This is a genomic window from Prevotella sp. AGR2160 (assembly GCF_000424185.1).
Taxonomy (GTDB): Bacteria; Bacteroidota; Bacteroidia; order Bacteroidales; family Bacteroidaceae; genus Prevotella.
Genome location: NZ_AUJK01000003.1, coordinates 123,227 through 136,269, shown reverse-complemented (window position 1 = coordinate 136,269; position 13,043 = coordinate 123,227). Strand labels below are relative to the sequence as shown.

The following is a 13,043-nucleotide window of genomic DNA, read 5'->3' as shown; positions in this document are numbered from 1 at the left end:
GAATGGACAATGGAGAATGGAGAATGGATAATGGACAATGGAGAATGTAAACGATAACGCTATTTTTACAAAAATTTTATCTATTATCTTGATTACTCCGAAAATAATTTTGTACTTTTGCAAAGTGGAAATAGCAAACTAAGAATATAACAATATAACTACAGAACAATGAGTTTATTAGAGAAAATTGTTGAACGTGCGAAGGCTGACAAGCAACGCATCGTGCTCCCCGAGGCAGAAGAGGAGCGTACACTGAGAGCTGCCGATAAAGTACTCGCAGATGATATCGCTGATCTGATTCTGATTGGTAATCCTGCCAACATCAAGAAACTTGCCGGTGAGTGGGGCTTGAAGAATATTGACAAGGCCACCATCGTCGATCCTCTCAACAATCCGAAGGCTGAGGAGTATGCAGAGAAACTCGCAGAGCTCCGTAAGAAGAAGGGCATGACCATTGAACAGGCCCGTGAACTCGTGATGAAGAACAACCTCTATCTCGGCTGTATGATCATCAAGACCGAGGGCGCTGACGGTCAGATCTCAGGAGCCCTGAGCACGACGGGTGACACGCTGCGTCCTGCCCTGCAGATCATCAAGTGTGCTCCCGGTATCACCTGTGTCTCCGGTGCTATGCTGCTCATCACGAATCAGAAGGAATATGGTGAGAATGGTATCGTCGTCATGGGTGATGTCGCCGTGACACCGAATCCTTCTGCTGACCAGTTGGCTCAGATCGCCTATACTACGGCACAGACGGCACATAGCGTCGCCGGTTTCGCTGAGCCCCGTGTGGCTATGCTGAGCTTCTCTACGAAGGGCTCTGCCAAGGATGCCATCAATAAGGCTACGGGCAAGAGCGTCTATATCATCGACAAGGTTAAGGATGCCGTGAAGATCGCTCACGAGAACTATCCCGAGCTGAAGCTCGACGGTGAGCTGCAGGCTGATGCTGCCCTCGTTCCTACGGTTGCCGCTAAGAAGGCTCCGGGTTCTGATATCGCCGGTAAGGCCAATGTCCTCGTCGTTCCGAACCTTGAAGTCGGTAATATCGGTTATAAGCTCGTTCAGCGCCTCGGTGGTGCCATCGCCATTGGTCCTATCCTCCAGGGTATCGCCCGTCCGGTCAACGACCTCAGCCGTGGCTGCTCCGTGGATGATATCTACTATATGGTCGCCATCACCTCTTGTCAGGCTCAGGACGCCAAGAAGGCATAAAAAGGTAAAAAAGTAAAGAATTAAAAAAGTAAAATCCGATGAAGATTCTTGTATTGAACTGCGGAAGTTCAAGCATCAAATATAAGTTGTATAATATGGACGACGAGTCCGTATTGGCTCAGGGAGGCGTGGAGCGCATCGGCCTCGACAAAGCCTTTATCAAAGTGAAACTCCCCAATGGCGAGAAGAAGCAGATCTTCGCTGACCTGCCTACGCATAAGGAGGGTGTCGCCCTTGTGTTCAAATGTCTCCTAGACAAGGAGATCGGTGCCATCAAGAGCCTCGACGAGATCGACGCTGTCGGCCACCGTATCGTGCAGGGTGGTGACCTCTTCGAGAAGAGCTGTATCGTCACGCCCGAGGTGGAGAAAGGTATCGAGAGCCTCTGTGACCTCGCACCGGTACACAATGCCGGTCACCTGAAAGGTATCCGTGCCGTTGATGAGCTGATGCCGACGACGCCGCAGGTAACGGTCTTCGACAATGCGTTCCACAGCACGATGCCCGACTATGCTTATCTCTATGCCGTTCCTTACGAACTGTATAAGAAATATCACGTACGCCGTTACGGCTTCCACGGAACATCTCACCGCTATGTCTCCCACCGGGTCTGTGAGATGCTCGGCGTAGATATCAAGGACCAGAAGATCATCACCTGCCATATCGGTAATGGTGCCAGTGTCGCTGCCATCAAGGGTGGTAAGGTCATTGATACCTCTATGGGTCTGACACCGCTGGCCGGCCTGATGATGGGCTCCCGCAGTGGTGATATCGATCCTTCTGCCGTCACCTATCTCATGGAGAAACTCGGCAAGAAACCGCAGGAAATGGCCGACTTCCTCAATAAGGAGAGTGGTGTCCTCGGTATCAGTGGTGTCAGCAGTGATATGCGTGATGTCGAGAATGCAGCCCAGGAAGGCAACGAGCGTGCCATCCTCGCCTTGAAGATGTACGACTATCGTATCAAAAAATATATCGGTTCCTATGCTGCTGCTATGGGTGGCGTCGACATCATCGTATGGACGGCCGGAGTCGGTGAGAACCAGACGTCTACGCGTGAGCAGGCTTGTGAGGGCCTGGAGTTCCTCGGCGTGAAGATCGACAAGGAGAAGAATGCCAAGATCCATGGTGAGGAGGCCATCATCTCTACGCCGGATTCTAAGGTGAAGGTCGTCGTCGTTCCTACCGATGAGGAGATCGTCATCGCCCGTGATACCAAGGCATTGGTAGAGAAGAAGTAGGGATATAATTTATTATGTTCCGTCACCTACATAACGCAATGGTGGCGGAACATGATAAATCATGTCTCTACGAATACCGGAACATGATCAATCATGTTTCTACCTAAAAAAACTAACTATGAAACAAATCATTACATTCGGCGAAATTATGCTGCGGCTGTCGAAACCCGGCATGCAACGACTCTCGCAGGGCCGTACGTTCTGTGGTAACTATGGAGGCAGTGAGGCCAATGTCGCTGTATCACTGGCCTGTCTGGGCAATCCCGTCTCCTTTGTCAGTCGTGTGGCCGTCGGTGCCATCGGTGATGCCGCGTTGATGCATCTTCGTGAGTATGGTGTTGATACGTCGGCTGTGATCCGTGGGGGTGACCGTCTCGGCACGTATTATTTCGAGTCAGCGGCTGCCATGCGCAACTCCGCCGTGGTCTACGACCGGAAGAACAGTTGTTTCTATTCCTTAAAGCGTGGTATGATTCACTGGGATCGTATTTTCGGCCATGCCTCCCTTTTCCATTGCTCGGGCATCACCTGTGCCATCAGCCGAGACGCTATGGATACGACCTTCGATGCCCTTGAGGAGGCGGAGCGACAAGGCCTGCTCATCTCCTGCGATATCAACTTCCGCAAGAACCTCTGGGGCTTCGGACTGGAGCCTCACGATGTTCTCTTCCGTATGATGCAGCATGCCGATGTCCTCTTCGGTGATCAGAACGAGTGGGAGGTGGCCAGTGGCGTCCCCCACATCCCCTTTGAGGCTCAGGACAGCAGTTATGAGTTGGATCGTGATGCTTATCAGCATTATTTCGAGCAGATGCATCATTATTTCCCGAAATGTAAGAAGATGGTGATGGCCGTGCGCAACCAGATCGCCAGCAGTCATCACACGCTCACGGGTGTCCTCTATGACACTGAGGAGCACTGCCTCTATACGACACGCATCTACGATATCATGCCGATTATTGACCCCATGGGTGTCGGTGATGCCTTCTGTGCTGCCCTTATCCATGCCTGGCAGAAATGGCCCGATGACAATCAGCACTGTCTCGATTTCTCCCTTTCCGCCAGCGCAATCAAAAATACGGTTTCCGGCGACCAGAATCTCGTGACGGAGGACGAGATCATCGCCAATATCCATGCCACCGGCGGACGGATACAACGTTGATGTAGGGACATGACTGATCATGTCCCTACCGCCATTCTCCATTAGTTTTAAACGCGAAGCGTTTAAAACTCACTCTCTCCCTCCACGTATTCCTCCATGTTGAGATGTTCACCATCCCAGACGGCATAGGAGAACTGCCAGATCCAGTCACCGAGGATGAGCATGCGCGCTTTGTGCGTCTCGTCGCTCAGCGTCAGGTCGAGTTCGATATGTCGGTGACCGTAGAGGAAGTAATCGATGTTCGGATGCGTACTCATATAGTGTTTCGTGAACTGTACGAGCCATTCCTTATCCTCACCCATATACGGCTCTTCCTTGCCGTCGGCGCGCTTCAGGCGGCTGTGCTTCGCCCAGTTGAGTCCCAGGGCCATGCCCCAGCGCGGATGGATGGCGTTGAGGAGGCGCTGACAGCCCTTGTTATGGAAGATCCGGCGGAGGATGCGGTATTTCACATCGGGGTCACCGAGACCATCACCATGGGCCAGGAAAAACACTTTTCCATAGAGCTCCGTCGTCAGCGGCTGGTGGTGTACGATCATCCCGCATTCTTCCTCCAAGTAGCCATAGGTCCACAGATCATGGTTACCTGTGAAGAAATGCACCTCCACGCCATTGTCCGTCAACTCTGAGATTTTCCCCAGCAGACGCGTGAATCCCTTGGGGACGACATACTTGTACTCGTTCCAGAAATCGAAAATATCCCCGAGGAGATAAACGGCAGCTGCCTTATCCTTGATGGAATCGAGGAAGCGCACGAGACGGCGCTCCTGCATCCGGGGATGTGGGATGGCGAGGGAGCCGAGATGGGCATCGGAGAGAAAATAGATATTCTTGTTCATTTTACAGCCCTTTCTTTTTGAGGCCGCCGGGAGCGCTATTCAAAGCCCAACTCCACACGTGCCTCGTCGGACATCATGCTCTGGTCCCATGCCGGCTCGAAAACGAGGTTGACATTGGCACTCTTCACGCCCTCCACGCCCTCGATCTTCGTACGTACGTCCTCGAGGATGAAGTCGGCGGCAGGGCAGGAGGGAGCCGTGAACGTCATGTCGACATCCACCGTCCCGTCGTCCTTCACGTCAATCTTATAGATCATGCCGAGGTTCCAGATATCCACGGGAATCTCAGGGTCGTAAACAGTCTTCAGTACGTCCACGATCCGCTCTTCAATCTTGGTCTTTTCTTCTTGTGTCATCGTTTAGCCTTCTTTGGTTTCTGCAAAGTTAACAATATATTTTGAATATGACAAATTTTTTGGTATCTTTGCAGCAGTGATCCTCGTAACTAACAAATTGAATGACCTATGGAGAAACTATCTATTACTGACTGGGCGGCAGAAGACCGTCCACGGGAGCGGCTGGAGGCATTAGGGGCTTCGGCGCTTTCCAATGCTGAACTGTTGGCTATCCTCATCGGATCGGGCACGAGAAAGCAGAGTGCCGTGGACCTGATGAAGACCGTACTCAACGACTGTCATAATAATCTGAATACGCTCGGTAAACTGTCTGTCACGGACCTGGAGCGCTATGAGGGCATCGGACCGGCGAAAGCCATCACCATCCTTGCCGCCTGCGAGCTCGGGAAGCGACGTGCCATGGAGAAGGCGGAGGAACGGCAGGACCTCGGCAGTGCCACGGCAATTTATAACTACATGCATCCGCGCATGCAGGACCTCGATGTGGAGGAGGCGTGGATCCTGTTGATGAATCAGAATTTCAAACTCATCAAATCGATGAAGATCAGTCATGGCGGTATCTCCGAGACGGCCGTCGATGTTCGTGTGATCCTGAAAGAGGCTCTGCTCTGTAATGCCACGATCCTTGCCCTCTGTCATAATCATCCGAGTAACCATGCCTCCCCAAGCCGTGAGGATGACCGTCTGACGGATCGTGTGAAGAAGGCCTGCGACATCATGCGCATCTATTTCCTCGACCATATCATCATCACCGACGGACAGTATTACAGCTATCGGGAGAAAGGAAGACTATAAATAATGGACAATGGAGAACGGAGAATGGATCATATCTTTCGGAGATAATTTTCTATCTCTCGTGTTTAGAAAATTATCTACGTCATGTAGGGACATGATTTTTCATGATCCGTCCGCCAAAAAATTACAAAATTACAAATTACAATTTGACCCATCAGCCACCGTCACCTATGGGTATATGTTATATTATTATATATTATAATATAATATATAATAATATAACATATAGATGAAGTCCTTACAGATTTTTGGGAAAATATACGCTCGGATGGTATATAACCATACAATGTGGTAATTTGTAATTTGTAATTTGTAATTTTGTAATTTTTTTTCTTGCCCTATTGAGGCTTTCGTAGGACTTTTTCCCCCTTTAATGGGCGTAATCCGCGAAATGCCGAATAACGCGCCGATGTGTGCTTTTGCATGGTAAGGCAAATCCGCAGCCTTTTATGCTTTCATTATTTATAGAAGTTCTTCTGGAAGGCAGAGAACTCATCCTGACCACGGACGCAACGTCTCCACCAGGCATTGATGAAACCGAGACCGTAACCCATGAGCTGGGTGAAGGCGGCGCGGATGGCGAGGACTCCGATCTTCAGACTGTGGTTCTGCATGGCAGCGTCGATGCAGATGATGCCACTGTAGAGGACGAGGGGCAGAAGACTGAAGAGGCTGATGGCCTCACCGATGCTCTTCTGGATCGGGTCACTGTAATAGCAGGTATGAGCGATGCCAGCGAGGAAGAGGAACAGGAGGAAGAATACACCGACGGTGAAGACCATGGGAAGAAGGTGTACGATTTTCAGACTCTCGGGATATTTCTTGTAGAGATTGATGCGGGCGATGCCACTGTTGTATACCTGACGGTAGAACTTCCGGAAGTCCGTACGTCGCTTGTGCCATACCCATGCCTCGGGGAAGAGGCGGCAGCGATAGCCGGCTTTGAAGATGCGGATGGAGAAGTCGATATCCTCACCGAAGCGCATGCGCGAGAAGCCACCGAGTTTCTGATAGACATCCCGGCGGATGCCCATGTTGAACGAACGGGGATAGAACTTGTCGAGCTTCTTCTTGCCGCCACGGATACCTCCCGTGGTGAAGAAGGACGTCATGGAGTAGGAGATGGCTTTCTGCGTGTCGGTGAACGAGCTGTGGGCACGGTCGGGACCACCGAAAGCGTCAGCAGGCTCACGGCGCAGTTCATCGTCGACAGCCTTGAGATAGCCTTCCGGCAGTACGACATCGGAGTCGAGGATCAGGAGATAGTCACCCTTTGCCCTTTCAGCGCCATAGTTGCGTGTCTGTCCGGGGCCTGAGTTTTCCTTATTATAATAATGGATGTCAAGTCGGTACTGGTATTCGTCGCAGACCGTCTTGCAAGGGATGGAGGAACCGTCCTCGACGATGATCACTTCAAAATGTTGAAGTGTCTGCGTCGTCAGAGATTCCAATAGTTCCCGAACTTCATCGGGACGGTTATAAACGGGAACGATGAAAGAATAGGAAAGGCTATCCCCCGTCCTCTCCCCCAAAGGGAAGGGGCGCTGGTTATTCTTTGCGCTACTTGGGGAAGTTTCCAGTTCTTTCATCGCTTCGTTTGTATTACTTGTTCTCCGTGTTTACGCGGCCGAGGTAGCTGCCGTCACGGGTGTCGATCTGAATGGTGTCACCCTCGTTGACGAAGAGGGGCACGCGGACCTCAGCACCGGTCTCGAGCTTAGCAGGCTTCGTGGCGTTGGTAGCCGTGTTGCCCTTTACGCCCGGCTCACTCTCAGTGACCTTCAGCGTTGTCTTCACGGGCATCTCGGCCAGCAGAATCGTACCGTCGGAAGTATCGGTGACAACCTCTACGACGTCACCCTCTTTCATATAGTCGACACCGGTGATCTGGTGACGGGCGATAGGGATCTGCTCGTAGGTCTCCTGGTTCATGAAGATCATGCCCGTGGAGTCCTCATAGAGGTACTGGTAGGGACGGCGCTCAACGCGGACGTCCTCGAGCTTGAAGCCGATCTGGAAGGTACGCTCCAGCACGCGGCCGTCGGCGACGTTCTTCAGCTTCGTGTTCATAACGGTGTTACCCTTGCCCGGCTTACGATGCTGGAAGTCGATACAAGTCCAAATCTTGCCATCCATACGGATGCAAGTTCCGATTTTAATGTCCTGTGAATTAATCATATTTTTGAAAGAATTTAAATTCTCGTATGGAAGAGTCTTTTCTTTTACCTCTTTCCAAATGCGCTGCAAAGTTACGGCAAAAACGGGACATAACAAAGTAAAAATAGCAAAAAATCATAAAAGAAGGTGCGAAAAATCTCCTTTCCTTTTGTTATTTCAAAAATAATGCGTAATTTTGCACCCTCGAAAGCCCCTATAGGTTAGAACAATAATAAAAATAATAAATAAACATTGCAATGAAAAGAACATTTCAGCCCCACAATCGCCGTCGCGTCAACAAGCATGGTTTCCGTGCTCGTATGGCAACGAAGAACGGCCGCCGTGTCCTGGCCAGTCGTCGTGCCCATGGACGTAAGAAGTTAACCGTTTCTTCTGAGAATCACGGTAAGTAATCAGTCCCCAAAGGGATTGGTTTCCACAACGGCATAAAAGCACAATCCTTCACTGAGGGTTGTGCTTTTTGCGTTTTTTACTTTTTTACTTTTTTACTTCTTTACTTTTATTTTGTGGTTTCGTTTTTTTTCCTTACTTTTGCACGAAATAAAGAAACTGTATGACAGCGAAAGAATTTATACATAAGTTTGCGAGCCGTTACCTCTGGGGAAACCTGGCCGCCATGGCCCTCGTCGTGGTCTTGGCATGTCTCGGCGTGAAGTTCGGCATCGCCCTCTATACCCATCATGGCGAGGCGATTGCCGTTCCGAATATTGTGCATAAGTCTTTCGCCGATGCCGAGCATATCCTCGATGATGCCGGTCTGCAGATGGTCGTCGCCGATACCGGCTATGTGAAGAACCTGCCGCCCGACTGTATCCTCGAGCAGACGCCGGGGCCCGGCGAGCGCGTGAAGTCGGGACATATCATTTATGTTACGATCAATGCGGAGAGTACGCCGAAACTCACCATCCCTGATGTCATCGACAACTCGTCGCTGCGTGAGGCGATGGCGAAGTTGACAGCCATGGGCTTTAAGCTCGGACAACCACAGTATATCCCTGGTGAACAGGACTGGGTTTATGGCATCCTCGTCAACGGTCATCATGTCGTTGCCGGTGATAAGGTCAGTGTTGATGCTGTACTGGTCATCCAGGTCGGTAACGGACAGCGGTCGGCATCTGATAGCGTGGATTATATTGACCCGGCTACATCGGATGCGGACGAAGATGAGAACAGTGCCCCCGATCCCGGTACGTCATCATCGGATGACGAGGATAATTTTGAGGTTGTCCCCGGTACGGGCGGTGATGATATGGGGGAATAGAATGATGATGGAAGAAGATAACGAGAAATACGAGCACTGGCGCATCACCGTTGATGCCGGACAGGCTCCGGTGAGAATCGACAAGTTCCTGGCGGAGAAGAATCCCTACCAGAGTCGTAACCGTATCCAGACGGCTGCGGACAATGGCTGTATCTTCGTCAATGACGTGCCCGTGAAGAGTAATTATAAGGTTCGTCCCGGTGATGTCATCAAACTGATGCTCGACCGTCCGAAGCATGACACGAGTATCGTGGCGGAGAATATCCCTCTTGATATCGTCTATGAGGATGATGACCTAATGGTTGTCAACAAGCCGGCGGGAATGGTCGTGCATCCCGGCGCGGGGAATTTCACGGGGACACTCCTCAACGCCTTGGCCTATTACCTCCGGGACCTGAAGACGTTCGATCCCAATGATCCCGACGTGGGCCTCGTACACCGTATTGACAAGGATACGAGTGGTCTCCTCGTCATCGCCAAGACGGCGGACGCGAAGACGGCCCTCGGCAAGCAGTTCTTCTATCATACCACGCACCGGAAATATAACGCCCTCGTATGGGGCAACTTCACGGAGGACGAGGGACGCATAGAGGGCAATATCGCACGGGATCCGAAGGACCGGCTGCGCATGAAGGTCTTTGCGCCGTCGAGTGGCATTGGCAAGGAGGCCGTGACCCACTGGCGCGTGCTCGAGCGCTTCGGTTATACAACCCTCGTGGAGTGTGTCCTCGAGACCGGTCGTACGCATCAGATCCGTGCCCACATGAAAAGTATCGGCCATCCCCTCTTCGGCGACGAGACGTATGGCGGTTGTGAGATCCTCCGCGGACAGCGCAGCTGCAGTTACAAGGCCTTCGTGGAGAACTGCTTCAAGACCTGTCCCCGCCAGGCCCTCCATGCCCGCACGCTCGGTTTCAAGCATCCCCGTACGGGCGAGCAGATGGACTTTACGAGTGAGTGGCCTGAGGACTTCCGGCAGCTCATCGACCGTTGGCGCCATTTCATCCAAGGCACCACGCGCGACACGTTTGAATAATGGATCCCTTTGCAGGGGCCGTCCCTTGTGGCGGCCCGTCGGCGGAACGCCGAATGATCCATCATGCAGTTCGGAATGCCGTACCGGCATCGGGCCGCCACAAGGGACGGCCCCTGCAGAGGATTGAGGGTACGGCGAAGGAAGGGGAGGCCTGTCCTAATTGGGAATATTGATTAAAGACTATTATATAGAAATGGAAACGACAAAAAGAAATATCGCCATCGTCTGTGGTGGTGATTCTTCTGAACATGACGTGTCCCTGCGTTCTGCTCAGGGACTGTATTCTTTCTTCGACAAGGAACGGTATAACGTGTATATCGTCGACGTCAAAGGAACGGACTGGCATGTGGACCTCGGTGATGGGAATATCGCTGAGATTGACAAGAACGACTTCTCCTTCAAGGATGAGGCCGGCAAGCCCGTCTATTTCGACTATTGTTATATCACCATCCATGGCCAGCCGGGAGAGAATGGTGTGATGCAGGGTTATTTCGACCTCATCCATATGCCGTACTCCACCAGTGGTGTCCTCGTGGAGGCCATGACCTTCGATAAGTTCGTCCTCAACAATTATCTTCGTGGCTATGGCGTGCGTGTCGCTGACTCCATCCTCCTGCGCCGTGGGGATAAGTATGATGCTGATGCCATTGCCAAGCGCCTCGGTATGCCGTGCTTCGTGAAGCCTGCCAGTGACGGCTCGAGCTTCGGCGTGAGCAAGGTGAAGAATGCTGACCAGCTTGCTCCGGCTCTCCGTGTGGCTTTCATGGAAGGCAATGAGGTGATGGTAGAGGGCTTCCTCGATGGTATGGAGATCTCCCAAGGTATCTATAAGACGCGTGAGAAGACCGTTATCTTCCCCGCTACAGAGGTGGTCTCTGAGAATGAGTTCTACGACTATGACGCCAAATACAACGGTCAGGTGAAGGAGATCACGCCGGCCCGCCTCTCTGACGAGACGGCCAAGCGTGTGGCTGAGGAGACAAGCAAGATCTATGATATCCTCCATGCCAACGGTATCATCCGCATCGATTATATCATCTCCAAGGACAAGGACGGCAACGACGAGATCAACATGCTCGAGATCAACACCACGCCGGGAATGACGAAGACGAGTTTCATTCCTCAGCAGGCCCGTGCCGCCAAGCTCGACATGAAGGATGTCCTGACGGATATCGTGGAGAATCAGTTCTAAAGTGGGGACATGATTTATCATGTTCCGCATGTTATATAAAAAATGTGCCCTCTCTTCCAAATCGGAAGGGAGGGCGCGTTGTTTTTATCGTGTTATGGCGGAACATGATAAATCATGTCCCTAGAGATCCAACAGATTGACAGAAGCTCTGAAGTAAGCCTTGCTGGCTTCGGGGTTCCACATCATCTGGCCCGTGACAGGCAGGTTCCACTTACCGATCTTCAACTTATAGGTAGCGCCGAGGCGGCAGTCGACGACACCGGCTGACTTGCCATAGAGGTTGTTCTGTTCACCGGGATATTTGTCCTTGTCGTACGGGTTCAGGGCGAAGGCACCACCCACGGAGGCGTCTACGGCCCAGTCCTCACTGTCGTAGATACGATAACTGGCCTGTACGAATGTAGAGTAGACATTCTGCTCATTGGTAACGCCACGGTCACGACCCACGAGGAGTGTAGCCCAAGAGAGCGTCAGTGGGAAGTTGCATTTTACGCCGAAGTCGTAGCTGATGGCGGCGTCAAGGAGGTGCGAGGTGCGGTCGGCAGCCCACGTAAAGTATTTTCCGTTGCCGGGGATACCCTCGGAGAAGTTCCACAGATCCCATACGGCGAGGTTGAAGCCACTGTTGTTATAGTTCATATAGACATCAGCCTCCTTGTAATCACCATCGGTGGCCATACCACCCCAGAGTCCGATCTTGAAGTGATTGTTGTTGTCACTGACCGATACATCATTATTGAGGATCAGTCCATTACCAACCTCCAGACCACGCCAGAGGTGAGAGGTCTCGAGACTGGCACTCTCGTGCAGTTTCTGTGCCTGCATGCCCATCGGCAACAATGCCAGGGCCGCGAGGACGAATAATTTCATCATTTTCATAATCGTTTAGGTTTTGTAGGGACATGATTGATCATGTCTCGATTCTTATTTGTAGGGACATGATTAATCATGTCCCCACGTAAATTAGCAGAAAGCGAAGGCGAAGCCGATGGCGGCAGCAAGGGCAGCACCGGCGAGCGGGCCAAAGATAGGTACCCAACTGTAGCCCCAGCCACTGTCTCTCTTACCCTTGATGGGAAGGATAGCGTGAGCGATGCGCGGACCGAGGTCACGGGCAGGGTTCATGGCGTATCCCGTGACACCACCGAGAGACATACCGATGGAGACGATGACCATGGTGATCGGCCATGCGCCGTTACCACCGACGTTGGCAGCACCTGTATAAGTGCCGATGCAGATGATGAGCAGGACGAGGACGAAAGCGCAGATAGCCTCCTGGAGGAAGTTCAGCGGCTTGTTCTCAATAGCTGGCATCGTGCAGAAGATCGTCAGCTTACCATCGGGATCATCGGTAGCATCGAAGTGATCCTTATAAACGACCCATACGAGGACAGCACCGAGGAAGGCACCGAGCATCTGAGCGATAACGTAAGGAATGACATTAGCCCAGGGGAACATGCCTGCGCATGCCAGACCGAAGGATACTGCGGGGTTCAGATGAGCTCCGGAGTCGTGAGCGATGAAGACGCCCGCCATGACAGCGAGACCCCATGCGATGGTGATGACAATCCAACCGCCACCTTTTCCTTTACACTTGTTCAAACCCATGCCGGCGCATACACCGTCACCTAAAAGAATCATTACGAGTGTGCCAATGAACTCGAGGGCACAATTATGCAATAAAGCGGGATCCATAATAATAGTTGTTTTTAGTTGATAATCTTGTTTCTTTTGATTTCTCCCTCCGTAGGGGCACCCCTTGTGGGTG

General features: G+C 51.8%; 15 protein-coding genes. 9 read left to right on the top strand and 6 right to left on the bottom strand.

What is annotated here, in order from left to right; all coding sequences use genetic code 11:
• Positions 1-168 precede the first annotated feature (168 nt).
• The 3 genes from pta (at position 169) to G604_RS0103405 (ending at position 3,618) form a co-directional block, all read left to right on the top strand.
• Complete coding sequence (pta, locus tag G604_RS0103415; protein WP_028909334.1) at positions 169-1,215, top strand: phosphate acetyltransferase; 1,047 nt, start codon at positions 169-171, stop codon at positions 1,213-1,215.
• A gap of 38 nt (positions 1,216-1,253) precedes the next feature.
• A complete protein-coding gene (locus G604_RS0103410; protein WP_028909333.1) occupies positions 1,254-2,456 on the top strand; it encodes an acetate kinase in 1,203 nt (400 codons plus the stop codon).
• A 118-nt stretch (positions 2,457-2,574) separates the two neighbouring features.
• Positions 2,575-3,618, top strand: a complete 1,044-nt coding sequence (locus tag G604_RS0103405; RefSeq protein WP_028909332.1) for a sugar kinase — start codon at positions 2,575-2,577, stop codon at positions 3,616-3,618.
• A gap of 62 nt (positions 3,619-3,680) precedes the next feature.
• Here G604_RS0103405 and G604_RS0103400 read toward each other — a convergent pair whose 3' ends face one another.
• Both G604_RS0103400 and G604_RS0103395 read right to left on the bottom strand, forming a co-directional pair.
• Positions 3,681-4,457 (bottom strand): UDP-2,3-diacylglucosamine diphosphatase, encoded by a 777-nt coding sequence (locus G604_RS0103400; RefSeq protein WP_028909331.1) that lies wholly within the window; start codon positions 4,455-4,457, stop codon positions 3,681-3,683.
• A gap of 35 nt (positions 4,458-4,492) precedes the next feature.
• Entirely contained in the window at positions 4,493-4,813 is a 321-nt protein-coding gene (locus G604_RS0103395) for a metal-sulfur cluster assembly factor (protein ID WP_028909330.1), read from the bottom strand.
• Between the two features lie 108 nt (positions 4,814-4,921).
• Between G604_RS0103395 and radC the strand changes: the two genes are divergently transcribed.
• Positions 4,922-5,608: a RadC family protein gene (radC, locus tag G604_RS0103390; protein ID WP_028909329.1), complete on the top strand. Its 687-nt coding sequence runs from the start codon at positions 4,922-4,924 to the stop codon at positions 5,606-5,608.
• 458 nt (positions 5,609-6,066) lie between these two features.
• On the opposite strand, the gene G604_RS0103385 is transcribed toward radC, so the two are convergent.
• Complete coding sequence (locus G604_RS0103385; RefSeq protein ID WP_081657631.1) at positions 6,067-7,197, bottom strand: glycosyltransferase; 1,131 nt, start codon at positions 7,195-7,197, stop codon at positions 6,067-6,069.
• Positions 7,198-7,210: 13 nt separating this feature from the next.
• Positions 7,211-7,786, bottom strand: a complete 576-nt coding sequence (efp, locus tag G604_RS0103380) for an elongation factor P (RefSeq protein WP_028909327.1) — start codon at positions 7,784-7,786, stop codon at positions 7,211-7,213.
• Positions 7,787-8,022: 236 nt separating this feature from the next.
• Here efp and rpmH point away from each other — a divergent pair, with 236 nt between their 5' ends.
• The 5 genes from rpmH (at position 8,023) to G604_RS0103365 (ending at position 11,275) form a co-directional block, all read left to right on the top strand.
• Positions 8,023-8,178, top strand: a complete 156-nt coding sequence (rpmH, locus tag G604_RS14970) for a 50S ribosomal protein L34 (RefSeq protein ID WP_081657630.1) — start codon at positions 8,023-8,025, stop codon at positions 8,176-8,178.
• Between the two features lie 161 nt (positions 8,179-8,339).
• On the top strand, positions 8,340-9,047 hold the full coding sequence (locus tag G604_RS0103375; protein ID WP_028909326.1) for a PASTA domain-containing protein: 708 nt from the start codon (positions 8,340-8,342) through the stop codon (positions 9,045-9,047).
• Positions 9,048-9,054: 7 nt separating this feature from the next.
• Complete coding sequence (locus G604_RS0103370) at positions 9,055-10,083, top strand: RluA family pseudouridine synthase (RefSeq protein ID WP_231376025.1); 1,029 nt, start codon at positions 9,055-9,057, stop codon at positions 10,081-10,083.
• Positions 10,083-10,256: a hypothetical protein gene (locus tag G604_RS15150; RefSeq protein WP_155941843.1), complete on the top strand. Its 174-nt coding sequence runs from the start codon at positions 10,083-10,085 to the stop codon at positions 10,254-10,256. Before G604_RS0103370 ends, G604_RS15150 begins: the two co-directional genes overlap by 1 nt.
• Positions 10,257-10,276: 20 nt before the next feature.
• On the top strand, positions 10,277-11,275 hold the full coding sequence (locus G604_RS0103365) for a D-alanine--D-alanine ligase (protein ID WP_028909324.1): 999 nt from the start codon (positions 10,277-10,279) through the stop codon (positions 11,273-11,275).
• Positions 11,276-11,395: 120 nt separating this feature from the next.
• Here G604_RS0103365 and G604_RS0103360 read toward each other — a convergent pair whose 3' ends face one another.
• A complete protein-coding gene (locus G604_RS0103360) occupies positions 11,396-12,148 on the bottom strand; it encodes a hypothetical protein (RefSeq protein WP_028909323.1) in 753 nt (250 codons plus the stop codon).
• A 90-nt stretch (positions 12,149-12,238) separates the two neighbouring features.
• The gene (locus G604_RS0103355; protein ID WP_028909322.1) at positions 12,239-12,970 is read right to left on the bottom strand and encodes an MIP/aquaporin family protein; all 732 of its coding nucleotides are present in this window, start codon (positions 12,968-12,970) and stop codon (positions 12,239-12,241) included.
• Positions 12,971-13,043: the final 73 nt, after the last annotated feature.

Bases quoted from the DNA above. Each gene is read 5' to 3' on its own strand.
- G604_RS0103360 (WP_028909323.1), bottom strand. From the start codon at position 12,148: ATGATGAAATTATTCGTCCTCGCGGCCCTGGCATTGTTGCCGATGGGC.
- pta (WP_028909334.1), top strand. From the start codon at position 169: ATGAGTTTATTAGAGAAAATTGTTGAACGTGCGAAGGCTGACAAGCAA.
- G604_RS0103395 (WP_028909330.1), bottom strand. From the start codon at position 4,813: ATGACACAAGAAGAAAAGACCAAGATTGAAGAGCGGATCGTGGACGTA.
- G604_RS0103410 (WP_028909333.1), top strand. From the start codon at position 1,254: ATGAAGATTCTTGTATTGAACTGCGGAAGTTCAAGCATCAAATATAAG.
- G604_RS0103355 (WP_028909322.1), bottom strand. From the start codon at position 12,970: ATGGATCCCGCTTTATTGCATAATTGTGCCCTCGAGTTCATTGGCACA.
- efp (WP_028909327.1), bottom strand. From the start codon at position 7,786: ATGATTAATTCACAGGACATTAAAATCGGAACTTGCATCCGTATGGAT.
- G604_RS0103370 (WP_231376025.1), top strand. From the start codon at position 9,055: ATGGAAGAAGATAACGAGAAATACGAGCACTGGCGCATCACCGTTGAT.
- G604_RS15150 (WP_155941843.1), top strand. From the start codon at position 10,083: ATGGATCCCTTTGCAGGGGCCGTCCCTTGTGGCGGCCCGTCGGCGGAA.
- G604_RS0103375 (WP_028909326.1), top strand. From the start codon at position 8,340: ATGACAGCGAAAGAATTTATACATAAGTTTGCGAGCCGTTACCTCTGG.
- G604_RS0103400 (WP_028909331.1), bottom strand. From the start codon at position 4,457: ATGAACAAGAATATCTATTTTCTCTCCGATGCCCATCTCGGCTCCCTC.
- G604_RS0103365 (WP_028909324.1), top strand. From the start codon at position 10,277: ATGGAAACGACAAAAAGAAATATCGCCATCGTCTGTGGTGGTGATTCT.
- G604_RS0103405 (WP_028909332.1), top strand. From the start codon at position 2,575: ATGAAACAAATCATTACATTCGGCGAAATTATGCTGCGGCTGTCGAAA.
- radC (WP_028909329.1), top strand. From the start codon at position 4,922: ATGGAGAAACTATCTATTACTGACTGGGCGGCAGAAGACCGTCCACGG.
- G604_RS0103385 (WP_081657631.1), bottom strand. From the start codon at position 7,197: ATGAAAGAACTGGAAACTTCCCCAAGTAGCGCAAAGAATAACCAGCGC.
- rpmH (WP_081657630.1), top strand. From the start codon at position 8,023: ATGAAAAGAACATTTCAGCCCCACAATCGCCGTCGCGTCAACAAGCAT.